Consider the following 20,736-nt stretch of genomic DNA (forward strand, 5'->3'; position numbering starts at 1 on the left):
CGGAAGTTAAGCTTTTCAGCGCCGATGGTAGTAGGGGGCTTCCCCCTGTGAGAGTAGGTCGTCGCCGGGCAATGTATATTTTTAAGTACTCATTTTTCAATGGGTGCTTTTTATTTTTTCTTGATAAATTATTTTCTTGAAATTTAGTCTTGCTACTTAATGATTTTTAAGATAGGATTAGGTTTGAGATATTTTATTTGGTGAAAAAAAGGGATAAGAAGAGTTGCGTTTTTTTAGAGGGGGAATTGATATGGGAGATACTATAGGAATGATACTCACGATTTTTACTATTAATATCTTGTATGTATCACTTAATACGGTGAGGTTATTGATGACGATGAAAGGGTATCGGTATCGTGCTGCTATCGTGAGTGTATTTGAGATTGTGGTCTACATTGTGGCACTCGGAATGGTTATGAGTAACTTGAATGATATTGCTAACATAGCGGCGTATGCACTCGGTTTTGGGGTAGGTATTATTGTCGGTATGAAGATTGAGGAACGCTTAGCTTTAGGTTATATTACGGTTAATGTGATTACGAAGGACTATAACTTAGATTTAGCAAATCAGATTAGAAATGCGGGGTATGGTGTTACTAGTTGGATTGCAAGTGGGCGTGATGGCGAGCGAATGATGTTGGAAATATTAACACCACGAAAAAATGAGAATAAATTGTATCAACAAATTATTGCAATTGATGATAAGGCGTTTATTGTATCATCAGAACCCAAGCAAATCTATGGCGGATTTTGGGTTAAGCAAGTGCGTGGTGGTGTTAAGAAAAAGTGACTTTCTACGGAGGGTTACTTTTTTTATGTGGAAAAAAAGGAATAAACACGAACATTAAATTAGGCTTTCTTTTTATTGTTCGATTTTATGGTTGACTTTACTAACAGCTATTGTTAGAATGAAGAGGTCAAATAGTATTGGTATAGAAGAGGAGTGAAACATTGAATGTGTGCACAAGTTGGTGTCATTATGGGAAGCACTTCTGATTGGGAGACGATGAGGAAGTCATGTGAGGTATTGGAAGAATTGGGAATAGCTTATGAGAAAAAGGTTGTTTCTGCACACCGCACACCGGATTTAATGTTTACATATGCGGAAAATGCGAGAAGCCGCGGGATTAAGGTTATTATTGCCGGGGCTGGAGGTGCTGCGCATTTGCCAGGTATGGTCGCTGCGAAGACGACTTTACCTGTTATTGGTGTTCCTGTGAAGTCTAAAGCGTTAAATGGATTGGATTCGCTATTATCGATTGTGCAGATGCCTGGAGGTGTTCCAGTCGCTACTGTTGCAATAGGTGAGGCGGGAGCGGTAAATGCTGGATTATTGGCTGCGCAAATTTTATCGGTTGAAAATGAGGTAATTGCTAGCCGTTTGGAAAATAGACGTGATACACTAGAAGAAAAAGTTCTAGAAAGTAGTGATTCTCTTGAGTAAAACATATTTATTACCAAATAGCACGATTGGCATTATCGGAGGTGGGCAGTTAGGTCGAATGATGGCTTTGGCTGCGAAGGCAATGGGATTTCGGGTGATTGTGCTCGATCCAACTGTAGATGCTCCGTGCGGACAAGTCGCGGATGAGCAGATTGTTGCGAATTATACGGATTTGGCAGCTTTGAAAGAATTGGCTGAGAAAAGTGATGTTGTGACATATGAGTTTGAAAACGTAGATAATGACGCGATTCGTTCGATTGAGGACATTGTTCGTATTCCACAGGGGTCGGAGCTGTTGTCAATTACGCAGGATCGGATTTTGGAAAAGGCATATTTGGAGTCTATTAATATTAATTTAGCACCATATGCGGTGATTGTGGACAAAGATGATATTGTTCAGCATATTAGTAGCTTAGGTTATCCGGCGGTGCTTAAAACAACGCAGGGCGGTTATGATGGCAAAGGGCAATATGTGATTCAGAATGAAGACGATATTGATAAAGCGCTGGGGTTACTTCGCTTCGGTACGTGTGTGCTGGAGGCATGGATTCCGTTTGAGCGTGAAGTTTCTGTGATTGTAGCTCGTAATGCTTCAGGGCAAATTGAGACGTTTCCTGTAGCAGAAAATGACCATAAAAATAACATATTGCATACGACGCATGTTCCGGCAACACTTGACGCGGAATCAGTTCATGAGGCGGAGGCTATTGCAGTGAAATTGGCAGAGTATCTTCATTTGGAAGGTGTTTTGGCGGTGGAGATGTTTGTGACGAACTCAGGCGCGATTTATGTAAACGAGTTGGCACCTAGACCGCATAACTCGGGGCATTTCTCGATTGAGGCTTGCAATATTTCGCAGTTTACACAACATATTCGGGCGATTTCCGGTTTGCCGCTTCTTGAGGTGGAGTTGTTGCGTCCGGCGATGATGGTGAATATTTTAGGTCAGCATGTAGATGGTGTGAATGAGGTATTGGACGCGCATCCAGAGTGGTTTGTTCATTATTACGGAAAACAAGAAGCGAAGATTGATAGAAAAATGGGGCATATAACCGTACTTTCTGATAATCCGCTTGTTGAGATAGAGAAATTACGTGGTATGAAAATTTGGAGTTAATTGGGGGATTTGAGAAACGATGATTGAGCGTTATACGAGAGAAGAGATGGGTAATATTTGGACAGAACAGAATCGTTTTCAGGCTTGGTTAGAAGTTGAAATTCTTGCTTGTGAGGCTTGGGCGGAGCTTGGTGAAATTCCAAAAGAAGATGTAGCGAAGATTCGTGAAAATGCAACATTTGATGTGGCGCGGATTCAGGAGATTGAGCTTGAGACGCGCCACGATGTTGTGGCGTTCACAAGAAGTGTATCGGAATCGCTTGGTGATGAGCGTAAATGGGTGCATTATGGATTGACTTCAACGGATGTTGTGGATACTGCAAATTCGTATATTTTGAAGCAGGCTAATGAGATTTTGCGTGCTGATTTAGAACGGTTTATTGAGATTTTGGCAAATAAGGCTAAGGAATATAAACATACGGTTTGTATGGGACGGACGCATGGTGTGCACGCAGAACCAACGACGTTTGGCTTGAAATTGGCGCTCTGGCATGAGGAAATGAAGCGTAATTTGGAACGCTTTAATCGTGCTGCTAGTGGTGTTGAGTTTGGAAAAATTTCTGGTGCTGTTGGTACGTATGCAAATATCGATCCATTTGTGGAAGAATATGTTTGTAAGAAACTAGGTACGACGCCGGCTCCGATTTCGACGCAAACATTGCAGCGGGATCGTCACGCGGATTATATGGCTACGCTCGCTTTGATTGCAACTTCTGTTGAGAAGTTTGCTGTGGAAGTTCGTGCGCTTCAAAAGAGTGAAGTTCGTGAGGTGGAGGAGTTTTTTGCGAAGGGACAAAAGGGATCTTCTGCGATGCCGCACAAGCGTAATCCAATTGGATCGGAGAATGTGACGGGACTTGCGCGTGTGATTCGTGGACATATGGTGACAGCTTATGAGAATGTGCCGTTGTGGCATGAGCGTGATATTTCGCATTCGTCTGCCGAACGTATTATTTTACCGGATGCAACGATTTTACTTGACTATATTTTGAATCGTTTTGGCAATATCGTGAAAAATTTGACGGTGTTCCCAGAAAATATGAAGCGCAATATGGATCGGACGTTAGGTCTGATTTATTCGCAGCGTGTGTTATTAACGTTGATTGATAAGGGGATGGCTCGTGAAGAGGCCTATGATACGGTGCAACCTAAAGCGATGGAAGCTTGGGAGTCTCAGGTGCCATTTAAGACGCTAGTTGAAGCGGAACCTAAGATTACGGGATTACTTTCTAAAGATGAAATTGAAGCTTGCTTTGATTATAATTATCATTTGAAACAGGTGGATATGATTTTTAATCGTTTAGGACTTTAAGGAAGACATCGTGAAAAACTATGGAGGGTTATGGTGTCTTCATGGTTTTTCATGCTTTATTTGGATTAAAATTCTGATGTCAAAGGAGACTTTTCATAGTGGCGAATTTATTGTATGAAGGCAAGGCAAAACGGTTATTTAGTACGGATCAGGATGGTATCTTACGGGTGGCGTATAAGGATGATGCAACAGCGCTGAACGGGGAGCGTAAGGAGAGTTTTGCGAGCAAAGGGCGTTTGAATAACGAGATTACGTCGCGTATTTTTACTTATTTGCAGGATGCGGGAATTAAGAGTCATTTTGTGGAGCAGTTGTCGGATACAGAGCAGCTGGTGCGCTCGGTTGAGATTATTCCGCTTGAGGTCGTTGTGCGAAACGTGATTGCGGGAAGTTTGGCGAAGCGTCTTGGGGTTCCAGAAGGGGCACCTGCGAAACAGCCGATTGTCGAGTTTTATTATAAGGAAGATGCGCTAGATGATCCATTCATTAATGATGCGCATGTGCTTTATTTAGAAGCCGCGACAGAAGATGAGATTGCGATTTTGAAGCAGGCGGCGCTTGATGTGAATGTAGCATTATGTGAATTATTCGCAAAAATGAATATTACGCTGATTGATTTCAAATTAGAATTTGGACGCGATCAGGATGGAAAAATTCTGCTTGCCGATGAAATTTCGCCGGATACGTGTCGTTTATGGGATCGGGATACGAATGCCAAGCTGGATAAGGATGTATTTCGTCGGAATATTGGGAATTTAACAGCGGTTTATGAGGAAGTTTTGAAAAGATTAAAGGAGGTCGTTTGAATGTATAATGTGAAGGTGTTTGTAACGTTGAAAAAGAGTGTATTGGATCCACAAGGTACAGCAGTGATGGGGTCGCTAAAAAGCTTAAATTACGGTGAGGTTGAGGATGTTCGGATTGGAAAATACATGGAACTTCAAGTGGCAAAATCGGATCGTGACATTCATGCTGTCTTGGATGAAATGTGCGATAAGTTGCTGACAAACCCAGTTATGGAAGATTATCGTTATGAAATCGAGGAGGCTTAAGGATGAAATTTGCGGTCATTCAATTTCCAGGTTCGAATTGTGATTTAGATATGTTACATGCGATTTCTGACGCGCTTGGTGAAGAGGCAGAGTATGTGTGGCATGCAGAAACGAGTTTAGATGGGTTTGATGCGGTGCTACTTCCTGGTGGTTTCTCATATGGGGATTATTTGCGGACAGGTGCGATTGCGAAGTTTGCGAATATTATGCCAGAGGTTGTACGGTTTGCGGAGACGGGGAAGCTTGTGCTAGGTGTTTGTAACGGGTTTCAAATTTTGGCAGAGAGTGGCTTGCTTCCAGGAGCTTTGATTCGGAACAATAATCTCCATTTTGTTTGTAAGACGGTTAGTCTGCGTGTGGAGAATGCAGAGACGATGTTTACGTCAGAATATGTGGCGGGGGAAGAGATTCGGATTCCTGTGGCACATGGCGAGGGGAACTATTATTGTGATGATGCGACGCTTGCGGATTTGCAGGCGAATGGACAAATTGTGTTCACATATGCGTCAGAAAACCCTAATGGAAGTATTGCGAATATTGCTGGGATTACGAATAAAGCTGGCAATGTGCTTGGCATGATGCCACATCCGGAGCGTGCTGTGGAGGATGTTGTTGGCGGTACAGCTGGACTTGGCGTTTTTAAATCGATGTTGAAGGCTTGGAAGGAGGAACAGGTACATGCTTAATGTGAATCAGGAACCGTCAGCGGCGCAAATTGAGGAACAGAAAATTTATGAGACGATGGGGCTTAGTGAGAGTGAGTATGGTCTTGTTTGTGATATTTTAAAGAGGAAGCCGAACTATACGGAGACAGGTTTGTTTTCTGTGATGTGGTCGGAGCACTGTAGTTATAAAAATTCAAAACCAGTGTTACGCAAATTCCCAACAGAGGGGCCACAAGTGTTACAAGGCCCTGGTGAGGGTGCTGGGATTGTGGATATTGGCGATGGACTTGGCGTTGCTTTTAAAGTGGAAAGTCATAACCATCCTTCTTACGTGGAGCCGTATCAAGGGGCTGCAACCGGGGTTGGCGGGATTATTCGCGATGTGTTCTCGATGGGTGCGCGTCCGATTGCGATGTTGAATTCGCTTCGTTTTGGTGAGATTGATAATCCACATACGAAATATTTGGTGAATGAGGTTGTAGCTGGAATTGCTGGTTACGGGAACTCCATTGGTATTCCGACGGTTGGCGGTGAGGTGCAGTTTGATCCGTGCTATGCGAAGAATCCTTTGGTAAACGCGATGTGTGTTGGTTTAATTGCAAAAGAGGATATACAAAAAGGTCAGGCGGTTGGCGTTGGTAATCCAGTGATGTACGTTGGAGCGAAAACTGGTCGCGACGGAATTCATGGTGCAACTTTTGCCTCGGTAGAGTTTAGTGAAGAGGGCGAGCAGCAACGTTCAGCGGTTCAGGTAGGCGATCCGTTTATGGAAAAATTATTGCTTGAGGCTTGTCTGGACTTGATTCGTGATCATTCGGATATTTTGATTGGGATTCAGGATATGGGTGCGGCTGGTCTAGTTAGTTCGAGTTCTGAGATGGCTTCGAAAGCTGGATCAGGCTTGGAGCTTATTATGGATGACGTGCCACAACGGGAAACGCATATGTCGGCCTATGAAATGTTGCTCTCGGAGTCACAGGAACGGATGCTTTTATGCGTGAAAAAAGGGCATGAGGCGGAGATTAAGGCATTGTTTGAGCGCTACGGTTTGGAGGCTGTGACAATCGGAACGGTGACGGACGATAAGATGTATAAAATTGTGCATCATGGTGAAGTCGTGGCGAATGTGCCGGTTGATGCGCTTGCTGAGGATGCGCCTGTCTATCATAAACCTTCATCAGAACCGCAACGGTATCGTGATTTCCAAGCGGAAGAAGCTTTTTCGCCAGTCGTGACAAATGTTGTTGAAACTTGGAAAGCTTTACTTGGGCAACCAACGATTGCAAGTAAGCGTCATATTTACGAACAGTTTGATTACCAAGTTCGGACGAATACGGCGGTTGCACCTGGTTCGGATGCGGCGGTTTTACGAGTTCGTGGGACGAATAAAGCTATTGCGATGACGACGGATTGTAATTCACGTTACTTGTATTTGGATCCTGAGGCTGGTGGGCAGATTGCGGTTGCAGAAGCTGCGCGAAATATTGTTTGTTCGGGTGCAAAACCGCTGGCGATTACGGATGGTCTCAATTTTGGTAATCCTGAAAAACCAGAGATTTTCTGGGAGATTGAGAAGGCGGCAGATGGTATTAGTGCGGCTTGCTTAGAGCTTGATACACCTGTTATTTCGGGAAATGTATCGATGTATAATGAAACGGATGGAGAAGGTATCTATCCGACGCCGGTAATCGGAATGGTTGGCTTAGTGGAAGACGTTGCGCATATTACAACGCAAGGCTTTAAAGAAGCTGGAGATGTCATTTACTTAATCGGTGAAACGAAACCGGAATTCAGCGGTTCGGAATTGCAAAAATTAGAGCAAGGCAAAATTAGCGGACGCGCACCTGTACTTGATTTACAAGTCGAAAAGCGTTATCAACAGTTCTTATTGACAGCGATTCGTGAGGGGCTTGTTGCTTCGGCTCATGATTTGGCGGAAGGTGGACTTGCTGTAGCGCTTGCTGAGGCAGGTTTTGCGAATGATTTGGGTGCGGATATTAATGTACCTTTTGCAGCGGAATTGCTGTTTAGTGAATCGCAATCACGGTTCTTAGTTTCGGTGAAGGCAGATGATGCTACGAAATTCGAGCAGTTATTTGCAACAGAAAAATTGGTGCGCTTAGGTGAAGTGACAGACGTGCCGCAACTTGTAGTGCATACGGAAAAATCAGTAATTACAGCCGAACTTAGTGAGTTGAAACAAGTTTGGGAAGGGGCTATTCCATGTCTACTGAAATAAGAGGTTTGAATGAGGAATGTGGCATTTTTGGGATTTGGAACCATCCGAGTGCGGCACAAATTACGTATTACGGGTTGCATAGTTTGCAGCATCGTGGTCAAGAGGGTGCAGGAATTGTGTCGACGGACGGCGTGACATTAAAGGGGCACCGGAATTTAGGCCTGCTTGCGGATGTGTTTAAGCACGGGGAACTGGATGAACTTGTTGGGAAGTCGGCGATTGGGCATGTGCGTTATGCGACTGCTGGTGGCAAGAGTTTGAGTAATGTGCAACCGTTTTTGTTCCATTTTCATAATTCGAGTCTGGCGCTTGCGCATAATGGAAATTTGATTAACGCGCAGACGCTTCGACAAGAGCTGGAAGAAGAAGGAGCGATTTTTCAGACGAGTTCGGATACGGAAGTTTTGGCTCATTTGTTAAAGCGTAGTCAGACGGGATCGTTTTTGGAAGATTTGAAAGTAGCGCTGAATAAAGTGCAGGGCGGTTTTGCGTATATGCTGTTGACGGAGAATGAGTTGATTGCAGCGCTTGACCCGAATGGTTTCCGTCCACTTTCGATTGGGAAAATTGGCGACTCCTATGTGATTGCTTCTGAGACGTGTGCCTTTGATACGGTTGGCGCAGAGTTTGTGCGTGATGTGGAGCCGGGTGAGTTGATTATTATTAATGATGATGGGTTGCAAATTGAGAAGTATACGGAAAATGTGAAGCATTCAATTTGTAGCATGGAATATATTTATTTTGCGCGTCCTGATTCCAATATTGCTGGAATTAATGTGCATTCAGCACGAAAACGGATGGGGAAACGATTGGCACAGGAGGCTTTTGTAGAGGCTGACGTGGTGACAGGGGTTCCAGATTCGAGTATTTCGGCTGCGATTGGTTACGCAGAGGAGACTGGGATTCCGTACGAATTAGGATTGATTAAGAATCGTTATGTGGCACGGACGTTTATTGCCCCCTCACAGGAATTGCGGGAACAAGGTGTGAAAATGAAATTATCGGCGGTGCGTGGTGTCGTAGAGGGAAAACGGGTTGTCATGATTGATGATTCGATTGTTCGTGGTACAACGAGTCGCCGTATCGTGCAGCTTTTACGTGATGCTGGTGCGGCTGAGGTTCATGTTCGAATTGCGTCGCCACCGCTTGCTTTTCCGTGCTTTTATGGCATTGATATTCAGACGCGGAGTGAGTTAATTGCGGCGAATTATTCAGTGGATGAGATTTGCCGGATTATCGGTGCTGATTCGCTGACGTATTTATCGGAGGATGGCTTGGTTGAGGCGGTTGGAAAGCCGTATCCGGATGAGCCTTACGGTGGACTTTGTATGGCGTATTTCAATGGGGATTACCCAACGGAATTGTTTGATTATGAGAGAGAATATTTGGCGAGTTTAGAAGCTGAGTCACGTTGAGAGGGGAATTTTGCAAATGGCAGAGAATGCGTATAGTAAGGCTGGCGTTGATGTAGAGGCGGGTTATGAGGTTGTGGAGCGAATCCAAAAACATGTGGCTCGCACGAAGCGTAACGGTGTGATGGGCGCGATTGGTTCGTTTGGCGGTATGTTTGATCTTAGCGGGCTTGGCTTGCGTGAACCGGTGCTCGTTTCGGGGACAGATGGCGTTGGTACGAAGTTGCTGCTTGCGATTGAGGCGGATAAGCATGATACGATTGGCGTGGATTGTGTCGCGATGTGTGTGAATGATATTTTAGCGCAAGGTGCAGAACCGCTATTTTTCTTGGATTATATTGCGACGGGAAAAACGGTTCCTAGCAAGATGGAGCAGATTGTAAAAGGTGTAGCAGATGGTTGCGAATTGGCTGGATGCGCGCTTGTTGGCGGTGAGACAGCCGAGATGCCAGACATGTATGGTGCGGATGATTATGATTTGGCTGGTTTCACGGTCGGGGCGGTCGAGAAGGCAAATGTGATTACGGGTGAGAAAGTTGCTGTGGGTGATGTGTTGATTGGTTTGCCATCGAGTGGTATTCATAGTAATGGATATTCACTGGTACGCAAAGTTTTCTTTAAGGAACATGATTTTACGCTGGATACGGTTTTGCCGGAACTTGGAGGCAAGACGCTTGCTGCTGAGTTGCTTGTGCCGACGCGTATTTATGTGAAGCCTGTTTTGGAAGTGATGAAGAATGTGACAGTACATGGTGTTTCGCACGTGACGGGTGGCGGTTTTATTGAAAACCTACCTCGTGTTTTGCCGGATGATTTGGCGGTATCGATTACGCGTGATGCTTGGCCTGTGCTGCCGATTTTTGATGTGCTACAAAGTTACGGAAAGATTGATGCCGACGAAATGTATGGGATTTTTAATATGGGAATCGGAATGGTGCTTGTTGTTGCTGCAGATGATGCAAAAAGAACATTAGCTATTTTAGAGGAACAAGGCGAAAAAGCATACGAGATTGGAAAAGTGACGCCAAAATTGGATGGTGCACAAGTCGTGTTTACGGAGGATAATTAAGATGAAAATTGCGATTTTTGCTTCGGGATCGGGTAGTAATTTTCAAGCGCTTGTGGATGATGTCATTATTCGTGAGTCTGTCGCTTTACTCGTTTGTGATAAGCCAGGCGCATTTGTTTTGGAGCGGGCAGAAGCAGCTGGAATTCCGGTTTTTCTGTTCTCTCCAAAGACCTTTGTGGATAAAGCAGCTTTCGAACGGGAAATCGTGGCTAAATTAAAGGAATTTGAGGTAGATTTTCTTGTTTTAGCAGGATATATGCGTTTGATTGGTGACACGTTGCTGAGGGCTTATGAAAATAAGATTATCAACTTGCACCCATCACTGCTGCCGGAATTTCCTGGAAAAGACGCAATTGGTCAAGCAATGGATGCGGGAGTGTTGGAGACGGGCGTCACTGCGCATTTTGTGGATGCTGGTATGGATACGGGACCGATTATCGCGCAACAGTCGGTGGCTATTTTATCAGAGGATACGTTGGATATGCTCACAACTCGAATACATAAAGTGGAACATGCCTTTTATCCAGAAGTTGTTAAAAAAATAATAGGGGGACAATCATGAAAAGAGCATTAATTAGTGTGTCAGATAAAACAGGTGTCGTGGCGTTCGCGCAGTCACTTGTTGAGCTTGGCTTTGAAATTATTTCGACGGGTGGAACAAAGAAGGCGCTAGAAGATAGTGCGGTTCCTGTGATTGGAATTGAGGAAGTGACGAATTTTCCAGAGATGCTGGATGGTCGTGTGAAGACGCTACATCCAGCGATTCATGGTGGTTTGCTTGCTCGTCGTGATGATGCGGCGCATATGGCGGCGATTGAGGCACATGATATTGCTAAAATTGATCTCGTTTGTGTAAATTTATATCCATTCCAAGAAACGATTGCTAAACCAGGTGTGAAGCTAGGTGAGGCGATTGAAAACATTGATATTGGTGGCCCTTCAATGTTGCGCTCGGCGGCAAAAAACTACGCGGCGGTGACGGTTGTTGTTGATAGCGTGGATTATGCTTCTGTTTTAGCAGAACTTGGCGATCATGGCGCAGTTACTTTTGAGACGAATCAGCGCTTGGCGGCGAAAGTTTTCCGTCATACGGCTGCTTATGATGCTCTAATTGCAGGTTATTTAACGGATATTGTGGGCGATGAGTTCCCTGAAAAATTAACATTGACGTATAATAAAAAACAAGCTTTACGCTACGGTGAAAATCCGCATCAACAAGCGGCATTCTACACAGAACCACTTGGTGCGAAAAATTCAATCAGTGAAGCGAAACAATTACATGGCAAGGAGTTGTCATATAATAATATTCGTGATACAGACGCGGCACTTCGAATTGCATCTGAATTTTCGGAACCTGTAGCTGTTGCTGTGAAACATATGAATCCGTGCGGTGTTGGCGTTGGTACTACGCCAGAAGAGGCATATTTAAAAGCCTATGAAGCAGATGAGACGTCGATTTTTGGTGGAATTGTGGCGATTAATCGAGAAGTAGATGCGGCAACAGCAACGCATATGAGTCGGATTTTCTTAGAAATTATTATTGCGCCAAGTTTTTCAGAAGAGGCATTTGCGATTTTATCGGAGAAGAAGAATATTCGCTTGTTGTCAGTTCCTTTTTCAGGCCCGGTAAACGCGGTGGAAAAAACCTCTGTAATTGGCGGTTTGTTGTTGCAAGATGGTGATGCTGTAGCAGAAGATGTGGCAACATATGAAGTGGTGACAGACGCGCAACCGTCAGAGAGCGAGTGGAAAGCGCTCGTTGCTCAATGGAAAATTGTGAAGCACGTGAAGTCGAACGCGATTGTGGTTGGAAATGATAAGCAAACGTTGGGAATCGGTGCGGGACAGATGAACCGGATTGGTGCAGCGCTAATTGCTCTGAATCAAGCAGGAGATAAAGCGCAAGGTGCAGTTCTGGCTTCGGATGCCTTTTTCCCAATGGATGATACAGTTGCAGCGGCTGCTGAAGCTGGTATAAAAGCTATTATTCAACCAGGTGGCTCGATTAAAGATAAAGACTCGATTGCGATGGCTAACAAATATGGCATTGCAATGGTCCTCACACATGTTCGCCATTTCAAACATTAAAGGAGCGTGTTGGTACAATGAAAATTTTAGTTGTTGGAAGCGGTGGTCGTGAACACGCGATCAGTAAGAAATTGCTAGAAAGCAATAGTGTGGAGAAAGTATTTTGCGTACCGGGAAATGATGGTATGGTGAGCGATGCGATTGAGACATATGCCATTTCAGAAACTGACGCTAAAGCGCTGGTCGAATTTGCTAAAGATAAGGCTGTAGATTGGGTTATTGTCGGTCCAGAAGTGCCGCTCTTAAACGGCTTGGTTGATGATTTTGAAGCTGCGAGAATAAAAGCATTCGGACCATCAAAACAAGCAGCTTTAATTGAAGGTAGCAAGGATTTTGCAAAGCAATTCATGAAAAAATACGACATCCCAACGGCGGACTCAGAGACGTTTACGAATTATGATGACGCCTATCTTTATTTACAAGAAAAAGGTGTGCCAATCGTGATTAAGGCAGATGGCTTGGCGGCTGGAAAAGGGGTAGTTGTTGCTTTTGAGATGGAAGAAGCGGTACTTGCTTTGAAAGATATGATGCTAGATAGCAAATTCGGTGAGGCATCCGCAAAAGTGGTGATTGAGGACTTTTTAGATGGTGAGGAATTTTCATTGATGGCTTTCGTTCGTGGGGAAAGAGTGTATCCAATGGCGATTGCGCAAGATCATAAACGAGCGTATGAAGGCGATAAGGGACCGAACACAGGGGGAATGGGCGCTTATTCACCTGTACCCCATATCGCACAAGCCGTTGTTGATGAAGCGATTAAGAGCATTCTATTTCCAGCAGCAAAAGGGATGGTAGCAGAAAATCGCTCGTTTTCTGGAATTTTGTATGCAGGGTTGATTGTGACAAAAGAAGGGCCAAAAGTGATTGAGTTCAATGCGCGATTTGGAGATCCAGAGACACAAGTGGTGTTACCGCGCTTAAGATCTGATTTTGCGAAGGTGATTGATGATTTGTTACACGATCGTGAACCTGTGCTTGAATGGGATAATGGTGGTGTGACACTTGGCGTTGTTTTAGCGAGTGCTGGTTACCCTGAGGAATACGCTAAAGGAAAAGCGATTACAGGTCTTGCCGATGTGGAAGCAGAAGTTTATCATGCAGGAACAAAGCGAGCCGAGGAAGAGGGTGTTTTCCTATCCAATGGTGGACGCGTATTGCTCGTCTCCGTAACAGCAGAATCAATGGTAGAGGCTCAAACTAAACTCTACAAAGAAATGAAAAAGCTAGAGAATCCAGATTTCTTTTATCGAATGGATATTGGGACGAAAGCTATAAAATAAGTAAAACCGTGCGATGTTTTCTCGTTTCATGAGAAGCCACGCACGGTTTTCTATTTTCTAAAAAGCTCCACCACCTGAGCCGCCACCACCGCCACCACTGGAACCACCGCTAAAACCACCACCAGAACCGCTGCCAGACGATGCACTACTTGCTAATGCACCGCTAAATGAGCTCTGGAAGGAGTTTTGGAAGCTTTCTGCAAAGGCTGTATCCATGTTGGCATTGTTTACACTGCCGAGCATAGCGCCCCCGTAATAATAGTAAAGCAAGCCAGAATGTTGCTGTACTTGTTCTGGTGAGAAGTGAATCGATGCGGCTTTTAGAACTTCTTTCGTTAGACCGAGTGAAATCGAGTAAGAAAGGTAATGGTCCCAAATCGCGATAGAGCCAACATCCGCAATATCCATATTCCCAACATCTTTAATATAACGTTTAAAAGCGTGCCATTTAGCAAATTCCTCTGCTCCCTCTTGGTTTTTAATAGGAAACTGGGTAACCCAAAAAACAAGCAGAATAATGAAGGCGATAAAACTTACAATACAAGCAAACAAGGAGAAGATACTTGCAAAAATACTGAAAATAATGATACCAGTACCAATCAAAATACTAGCTATTAAGGCACCAACTAGCCGTTTCGTAGCTTTAGAGCTAGCAATTGTATCGAAATAGTCATATTTTTTTGCTTCCTCATGCACGCTATTTTTCCAGCCTGTAAAAGCAGTTCGGAAAGCCGTTGTATTTTTCTTGGCATACGCGTTGATTTCTTTTAAAGTTACTTTTTCGCCATCACCAATCTTATCGATGAGCCACGTTAACAGCCTTGTCTCGTGTGATAAAAGTTTGATTGGAGAAGGGACTGGTAATTTTGTGATGGTGTAGGTAGCCTTTTTCTTATTGCCAGAAGGATGTGGAAGTTCTTCGATGGTTAGCTGGCGTTTGCGAACTAAGTCCATAATTGTGGCAACGATATCATTTGCGCCTGTCTGCATGAAAATCAGTTTGTTCATAACAGCTGGCGACATGTCATTCGGGATGTCATGGAAATACTTATCTTTAAAAACGGCTACTTTCGATTTTGTATATTTTACATAGGTTAGGGTAATCGTCACAAGAATAATCAGTAAAATGAGCAAACTACCGCCGTAAAAAACGGTTTTTGCAAGCGATCGTTTAAAATTGGCTTGATTGGCCAGCTTGGCTTCTTGTGCCTGAATGCTGGCTTTTTTATTAATAGCTTGGATATTTTGATTGAGTGGTACAATATTGTTTGGGAAAATCACATGGGCCTCTACGAATTGCCCAGCTTTGACATTATCAGCAGTTAGTTTCACAATTTTATTATTTTGTATGGAGACATTACCATCTAACGGCCCGTGTGCCCATGCTTGGAGTTCGCCATTTTGGGTTGCTTCCGGCAGTGTAATCGTTATGGCAACTTGATCTAATGTTTTTTCCCAATTCTTTCCGACCAGTTTACGATTAAATTCCGCAGTGTCATTGTAGTTGATAATCGCATTTTTTAATGTGTACGTATAGGTGAAATCTTTTGTCGCCGTATCTGTTGGAGAATAGACGCGGATTTTTAATGTATCACCGACATAATCTGCTTTAAAGGTGCCATTTTTTTCTGAGTTACTTTCAACAAATGGTTGACCATCGACAGCTACTCGTAAGTCTGTGATTGGTGGGAGACCAGCCGTATCAATATCCATTGTCGCCCCATTAAACGCGCCATCGAAATCATAGCGAACATTTTCAGCGATTGTAGCCGTTCCATCCGGCTGAATCTGGACATAGTTTTCATACTTTGGTATTGTAAAAGAACGATCCGCCGAAACTGGTAGATGAAACGTTATGAGAAACATAAATAAGAGTGAGAAAAATAAGACAATTTTCATTTTCATGTTGAGACCTCCCTATTATAAGAAATAGTATAGCATGTTCGTTTGCCTTTTTGAACCTTCTTGTTGTGTTATTCACACTAGTACGTTAAAATGGTAAAGAAGAGTCTGATTAAAATGGAGGTATACGCATGCAAATAGAAAAACTGCGTGGTGAAGGTCTAGATACATTTTTTAAAGGGATCTTAGCACTGGAGAATTTAGAAGAATGTTACGCTTTCTTTGATGATGTATGCACAGTAAACGAAATTCAATCGATGTCACAACGTTTTCAAGTAGCTAGAATGTTGCATGAGGGCAAGACATACAATGTTATTGAAGCCGAAACAGGCGCCAGCACAGCAACAATTTCGCGCGTAAAGCGTTCACTCAATTATGGTAACGACATGTATGAGGTAGTATTTGATCGAATGAAAGATAAATAGATGGTCATAAAGAGGTGAGCCACTTTCGGCACACCTCTTTTGTTAAAAGGTTATAATTCCAGTTGCGGATAAGAATATTAGGATAATCGCGATAGGCGCAACATATTTTAATAGCAGTAGCCAAAGCATAAACATTTTACGACCTAATCGACTACTTTGCGTAAATTCGTCAAATAGTAATTGGCGAGGCAATCGAAAGCCTACAAAAACGGCTGTGAATAATGCACCTAACGGGAAAATAATATTTGTAGATACGTAATCAATCGCTTCAAAAATAGTTCGACCAAAAATAGTATATTGATGCCAAGTGCCGAAACTCAGTGTTGCTGGGATGGCAATTAAGAAAACAAGGCTACCAATAACCCAAGTTGCCAAAGCTCGACTTGAAAATTTTGAAATAAAAGGTGCTACTGCCGTTTCAAGCAATGAGAAGCTTGAAGAAAGAATCGCGATTAGGAACATGAGTAAAAAGGTGATGAAAAAAACTGAACCGAATGGTAGTTGATTGAAAATAGAAGGTAGGACGACAAACAATATAGCAGGCCCATCATTTGGCTTTAACCCAAAGGAATAAAGTACCGGAAAAATCGCAACGGCAACTAGAATAGAAATGAAAAAATTGAGTAATGTTATAAAAGCAGATGTTTTTGGAATATTAATGCTTTTATTTAAATAAGAGCCGTACGTTACCATTAGCGATATTCCGACGCTGAGTGAGAAAAAAGATTGTCCTAGAATAAGGAGCAAGGTTTGGCTATTAATAGCTGAGAAATCCGGCTTTAGAAATAGTTTGAGCCCAGTGACTGCATTAGGAAGTGTCAATCCTCGAATTGTTAAGATAACAAGCAAAATAAAAAGTGCAGGAACCATCAATTTACTGAATCTTTCAAGACCTGTCCGAACTCCTAGAGAAACGATTAATATCGTTAAAAGTATAAATATCCCAGTTCCAGCAATTGCGGTGGCTGTATTGGCAGATGTAAGGCTAAATTGCAAAGAGAGCTGTGCTAAATCTATATGGCTAACAGAGCCGGTTGTCACTTTGATAATATAGGCAAGAACCCAGCCTCCAACAATACTGTAAATTGAAAAAACTAGGACAGATCCGAGGATACCTAACTTTCCAACCAAGTCCCAATGACCACTTGGTGCTAACTTTTTATAAGCCCTTATGGCATCACTGTTTGATGAGCGTCCTACAATGTATTCTCCAATCAGGATTGGAAGCACGACTGTAAATGTTAGAATCAAAAAAGCGATGAAAAAAGCGCCACCTCCTGCTTTAGAAGCAATATATGGCATTTTCCAGATAGCGCCGATACCAATCATGGCGCCGACTGACGCAAGTGTAAAACCTAATTTTGAACCCCACTGTTCCCGGTTATTATCCATAAGAGACTTCCTTTCATCTCGAAAAATCAAATAATAGTATGTACTTTAATCATAGCATAGAAGAATTATGAATGCATCTTCTTAAATTCTGCTTAAAGTTAAAGATTTTTATAAAAGCGTCTGGGAAGTGGTGCGGGGTACGCCTAAAAATGTTATACTTATAGGTGGCGCGTGGCGCGACAAACGCTCATCTCCGTCGTTAAAGCCTGTGCTTCGGTGCTCTTCTACGCAAGTGAGCTACGCATAACTTCTCACATGGTCGGTGATAATACTCCCTCCCTGTTTTCAGTTGTCGTACAAGTCGTACGCTCCGATGCTCGGCTTTGCCTAGGATCTAAGCATTGTCGTGCCACGCTAGTTCGTAGGTGATTTCATGGATGGTGGAGGGGCTTTGTTAGTGAGACATTTATTTAAGTTGGATCCTGCGAAGGTGTTGCCGGATGGTGCTGTGGATCGGTTGGTTCGGTCTGGTACGGATGGTTTTATTATTGGGGGATCTGATGATTTGCAGATCGGTGCGGTGCAGGAGTTATTTCGCTCTTTTGCAACGTGCGGCTTATCGGTTTTTATGGAGGTAAGCGACGAGGCGATGATTATGCCTGGTGCGAGTGAGTATTTGATTCCAATGGTGTTGAACACGACAGATGTGGAATGGTTACTTGGCGCGCATCACAAGATTGTAAAGAAGTATGGTGATTTTATTCCGTGGCCGCATGTTTTGGTGGAGGGATATTGTATATTAAATCCAGATGCGAAGGCGGCAAACCTTGCAAAGGCCAACACGAATTTAACAGAGGACGATGTGGCGGCGTACGCTAGTATTGCTGAAAATATGTTGCAATTACCGATTTTTTATGTCGAGTATAGCGGTGTTTTTGGGGATAAACGAATGTTGCAAGCGGCGCGCTCGGAGCTCGTTAACACGAAACTTTGGTATGGTGGCGGTATTCGAACGGTTGCCCAAGCACGTGAAATGGCTGAAATCGCGGATGTGATTATCGTTGGAAATGTTTTGTATGAAGATTTTGAACAGGCGTTGGAAACGGTGAGTGCAATTCAATAATATCACTTGCTTTCGGTTGTTTAAAAAGTTAAAATAAGAACAAATGTTTGTATTGGCGGTGTGAAGATAAAATGCAATTAAATGCGGAAGATTTAGTAAAAGGATTGAATCCACAACAGAAGAAGGCGGTTGAAACGACGGAAGGACCGCTTTTGATTATGGCTGGTGCCGGAAGTGGGAAAACGCGTGTTTTGACGCATCGTATCGCGTATATGATGAAAGAGCGTGGAGTGAATCCTTACAATATTTTAGCGATTACGTTTACGAATAAAGCTGCGCGCGAGATGAAAGCACGTGTTGGTGGTTTGCTAGGTTCAGAAGCGGAATCGATTTGGATTTCGACATTTCACTCGATGTGTGTTCGGATTTTACGCCGGGATATTGAGCGCATTGGTTTTAATCGTAATTTTACAATTTTGGATGGCGGAGATCAGATTTCGGTTATTAAAGGCATTTTGAAGGATAAGAATGTCGATACGAAGAAGTTTGAACCGCGCGGAATTCTGGCAGCGATTAGTAATGCTAAGAATGAATTGATGAATGCGGAAGAGTATAAAAAGGAAGCATTTGGCTTTTTTGATCAGATGGTTGCGGATGTGTATGTGGAATATGAGAAGAAACTAAAAAAGAATCAGTCCCTTGATTTCGATGATTTAATTATGGTAACAATTCAGTTGTTTGAGCGTGTGCCAGATGTACTGGAATTTTATCAGCGGAAGTTTCAATATATTCATGTGGATGAGTACCAAGATACGAATCATGCGCAGTATATTTTAGTGAAGTTGCTGGCGGCGCGTTTCCGTAATCTTTGTGTTGTTGGGGATTCGGATCAATCAATTTATGGTTGGCGTGGAGCGGATATTACGAATATCATGTCATTTGAGAAGGATTATCCAAATGCGCAAACAATTCTGCTCGAGGAGAATTATCGTTCAACTAAGCGAATTTTGGCGGCTGCGAACCGGGTGATTGAGAATAATAGTAACCGAAAAGCGAAGAATCTATGGACGAATAACGATGAAGGTAAGAAAATTTTCTATCATAAGGCGCTAACGGAGAAAGAAGAGGCGGCATACGTCGTTGCAAAAATTCAAGAGGAAGCTAAGACCTCGAACCGCCCGCTATCGGATTTCGCGATTCTTTATCGGACAAATGCGCAGTCGCGTGTGATGGAGGAATTCTTCATGAAGTCGAATATGGCGTATCAGATGGTTGGCGGTACGAAGTTCTATGATCGCAAAGAAATCAAGGATATATTAGCGTACTTGCGTCTGATTTCGAATAATGATGACGACATCAGTTTGGCACGGATTATTAATGTGCCCAAGCGCGGTGTTGGAGCGGGTTCGATGGATAAAGTTGCAAATACGGCCGGGGCTTATGATTTAACTGTTTTTGAAGTATTGGATCGGATTGAGATGGTCGGCTTATCGGCGAAGATTTCGAAACAATTGATAGAATTTCATGATTTGATTAAAGGTTTCACGCAAATGCAGGATTATTTGTCAGTGACAGAGCTGGTGGAGCAGGTACTTGAGAAATCGGGATATCGTGCGATGCTAGAAAATGAGCGGACAATTGAGGCGCAGACGCGTTTAGAGAATATTGACGAGTTCTTATCTGTGACGCAAAACTTTGAAAAGGAAAATGACGACAAGACGTTGATCAGCTTTTTGACAGATTTGGCACTTGTGGCGGATGTTGACAAATTGGATGAAGAAGACAAGTCACGCGGTGCTGTGACGCTCATGACGCTACACTCAGCAAAAGGTTTGGAGTTTCCAGTTGTCTTTTTAGTTGGACTCGAGGAAGGAATTTTTCCACATAGTCGGGCGCTTTTTGAGGAAGATGAGATGGAAGAAGAACGTAGATTGGCTTATGTTGGGATTACGCGTGCGGAAGAAGAGCTGTACATGACGAGTGCGTATTCGCGGATGTTGTACGGTCGTTCGACGGCGAATAAAGAATCACGTTTTATTGATGAAATTCCAGATGACTTAATTGAAATGGCACACGAGAATAGTTTGAAAGAGGTGCCGTTTGCCAAGTCATCCATGCACAGTAAATCGGTTGTTGGTTATAGTTCATCTGGCGCTGAGAAAGAGGCGTGGACAGTTGGCGACAAGGCAAGCCATAAGAAATGGGGCGTCGGAACGGTTGTCAGCGTGAAAGGAACGGGAAGCAGCATGGAGCTTGACATTGCATTCCCAAGTCCAACCGGAGTAAAACGATTGCTGGCGGAATTTGCGCCTGTTGAAAAAGTATAAGTGGGTGAA

The 20,736-nt window shown here is 43.4% G+C and carries 18 protein-coding genes and 1 rRNA gene; 17 read left to right on the forward strand and 2 right to left on the reverse strand.

Annotation, left to right across the window (positions count from 1 at the left end):
* The 14 genes from rrf to purD all read left to right on the forward strand — a co-directional run.
* A 5S ribosomal RNA gene (gene rrf / locus R8925_RS12965) occupies window positions 1-70 on the forward strand; the annotation flags it as partial.
* Between the two features lie 180 nt (window positions 71-250).
* Complete coding sequence (locus R8925_RS12970) at window positions 251-790, forward strand: DUF2179 domain-containing protein (RefSeq protein WP_430536227.1); 540 nt, start codon at window positions 251-253, stop codon at window positions 788-790.
* Window positions 791-955: 165 nt separating this feature from the next.
* On the forward strand, window positions 956-1,444 hold the full coding sequence (gene purE, locus R8925_RS12975; RefSeq protein ID WP_430536228.1) for a 5-(carboxyamino)imidazole ribonucleotide mutase: 489 nt from the start codon (window positions 956-958) through the stop codon (window positions 1,442-1,444).
* Window positions 1,437-2,561, forward strand: coding sequence for a 5-(carboxyamino)imidazole ribonucleotide synthase (gene purK / locus R8925_RS12980; RefSeq protein WP_430536229.1), 1,125 nt, complete (start codon window positions 1,437-1,439; stop codon window positions 2,559-2,561). Before purE ends, purK begins: the two co-directional genes overlap by 8 nt.
* A gap of 19 nt (window positions 2,562-2,580) precedes the next feature.
* Window positions 2,581-3,873, forward strand: coding sequence for an adenylosuccinate lyase (purB, locus tag R8925_RS12985; protein ID WP_430536230.1), 1,293 nt, complete (start codon window positions 2,581-2,583; stop codon window positions 3,871-3,873).
* Window positions 3,874-3,968: 95 nt separating this feature from the next.
* The gene (gene purC, locus R8925_RS12990) at window positions 3,969-4,679 is read left to right on the forward strand and encodes a phosphoribosylaminoimidazolesuccinocarboxamide synthase (protein ID WP_430536249.1); all 711 of its coding nucleotides are present in this window, start codon (window positions 3,969-3,971) and stop codon (window positions 4,677-4,679) included.
* Window positions 4,680-4,925: a phosphoribosylformylglycinamidine synthase subunit PurS gene (gene purS / locus R8925_RS12995; RefSeq protein ID WP_036066366.1), complete on the forward strand. Its 246-nt coding sequence runs from the start codon at window positions 4,680-4,682 to the stop codon at window positions 4,923-4,925. It abuts the gene before it with no gap.
* A 2-nt stretch (window positions 4,926-4,927) separates the two neighbouring features.
* Window positions 4,928-5,611 (forward strand): phosphoribosylformylglycinamidine synthase subunit PurQ, encoded by a 684-nt coding sequence (gene purQ, locus R8925_RS13000; RefSeq protein WP_430536231.1) that lies wholly within the window; start codon window positions 4,928-4,930, stop codon window positions 5,609-5,611.
* Window positions 5,604-7,829 (forward strand): phosphoribosylformylglycinamidine synthase subunit PurL, encoded by a 2,226-nt coding sequence (gene purL, locus R8925_RS13005; RefSeq protein WP_430536232.1) that lies wholly within the window; start codon window positions 5,604-5,606, stop codon window positions 7,827-7,829. Before purQ ends, purL begins: the two co-directional genes overlap by 8 nt.
* Window positions 7,814-9,244 (forward strand): amidophosphoribosyltransferase, encoded by a 1,431-nt coding sequence (purF, locus tag R8925_RS13010; protein ID WP_430536233.1) that lies wholly within the window; start codon window positions 7,814-7,816, stop codon window positions 9,242-9,244. The genes purL and purF overlap by 16 nt, the downstream gene beginning before the upstream one ends.
* Before the next feature lie 16 nt (window positions 9,245-9,260).
* On the forward strand, window positions 9,261-10,310 hold the full coding sequence (gene purM, locus R8925_RS13015) for a phosphoribosylformylglycinamidine cyclo-ligase (protein WP_430536234.1): 1,050 nt from the start codon (window positions 9,261-9,263) through the stop codon (window positions 10,308-10,310).
* 1 nt (window position 10,311) lies between these two features.
* Window positions 10,312-10,872, forward strand: coding sequence for a phosphoribosylglycinamide formyltransferase (gene purN / locus R8925_RS13020; protein ID WP_430536235.1), 561 nt, complete (start codon window positions 10,312-10,314; stop codon window positions 10,870-10,872).
* Entirely contained in the window at window positions 10,869-12,398 is a 1,530-nt protein-coding gene (gene purH, locus R8925_RS13025; RefSeq protein ID WP_430536236.1) for a bifunctional phosphoribosylaminoimidazolecarboxamide formyltransferase/IMP cyclohydrolase, read from the forward strand. Before purN ends, purH begins: the two co-directional genes overlap by 4 nt.
* 17 nt (window positions 12,399-12,415) lie before the next feature.
* Window positions 12,416-13,678, forward strand: a complete 1,263-nt coding sequence (gene purD, locus R8925_RS13030) for a phosphoribosylamine--glycine ligase (RefSeq protein ID WP_430536237.1) — start codon at window positions 12,416-12,418, stop codon at window positions 13,676-13,678.
* 57 nt (window positions 13,679-13,735) lie between these two features.
* On the opposite strand, the gene R8925_RS13035 is transcribed toward purD, so the two are convergent.
* Complete coding sequence (locus R8925_RS13035) at window positions 13,736-15,583, reverse strand: DUF2207 domain-containing protein (protein WP_430536238.1); 1,848 nt, start codon at window positions 15,581-15,583, stop codon at window positions 13,736-13,738.
* 128 nt (window positions 15,584-15,711) lie between these two features.
* Here R8925_RS13035 and R8925_RS13040 point away from each other — a divergent pair, with 128 nt between their 5' ends.
* Window positions 15,712-16,005, forward strand: coding sequence for a YerC/YecD family TrpR-related protein (locus R8925_RS13040; RefSeq protein ID WP_036083496.1), 294 nt, complete (start codon window positions 15,712-15,714; stop codon window positions 16,003-16,005).
* Between the two features lie 42 nt (window positions 16,006-16,047).
* Here R8925_RS13040 and R8925_RS13045 read toward each other — a convergent pair whose 3' ends face one another.
* Window positions 16,048-17,397: a sodium-dependent transporter gene (locus R8925_RS13045; RefSeq protein ID WP_430536239.1), complete on the reverse strand. Its 1,350-nt coding sequence runs from the start codon at window positions 17,395-17,397 to the stop codon at window positions 16,048-16,050.
* Between the two features lie 397 nt (window positions 17,398-17,794).
* On the opposite strand from R8925_RS13045, the gene pcrB reads away from it, so the two are divergent.
* Both pcrB and pcrA read left to right on the forward strand, forming a co-directional pair.
* Complete coding sequence (gene pcrB / locus R8925_RS13050) at window positions 17,795-18,460, forward strand: heptaprenylglyceryl phosphate synthase (protein WP_430536240.1); 666 nt, start codon at window positions 17,795-17,797, stop codon at window positions 18,458-18,460.
* Between the two features lie 71 nt (window positions 18,461-18,531).
* Entirely contained in the window at window positions 18,532-20,727 is a 2,196-nt protein-coding gene (gene pcrA, locus R8925_RS13055) for a DNA helicase PcrA (RefSeq protein WP_430536241.1), read from the forward strand.
* Window positions 20,728-20,736 lie beyond the last annotated feature (9 nt).

The sequence above is a fragment of the Listeria rocourtiae subsp. hofi genome, from assembly GCF_963575615.1.
Classification (GTDB): domain Bacteria; phylum Bacillota; class Bacilli; order Lactobacillales; family Listeriaceae; genus Listeria_A; species Listeria_A hofi.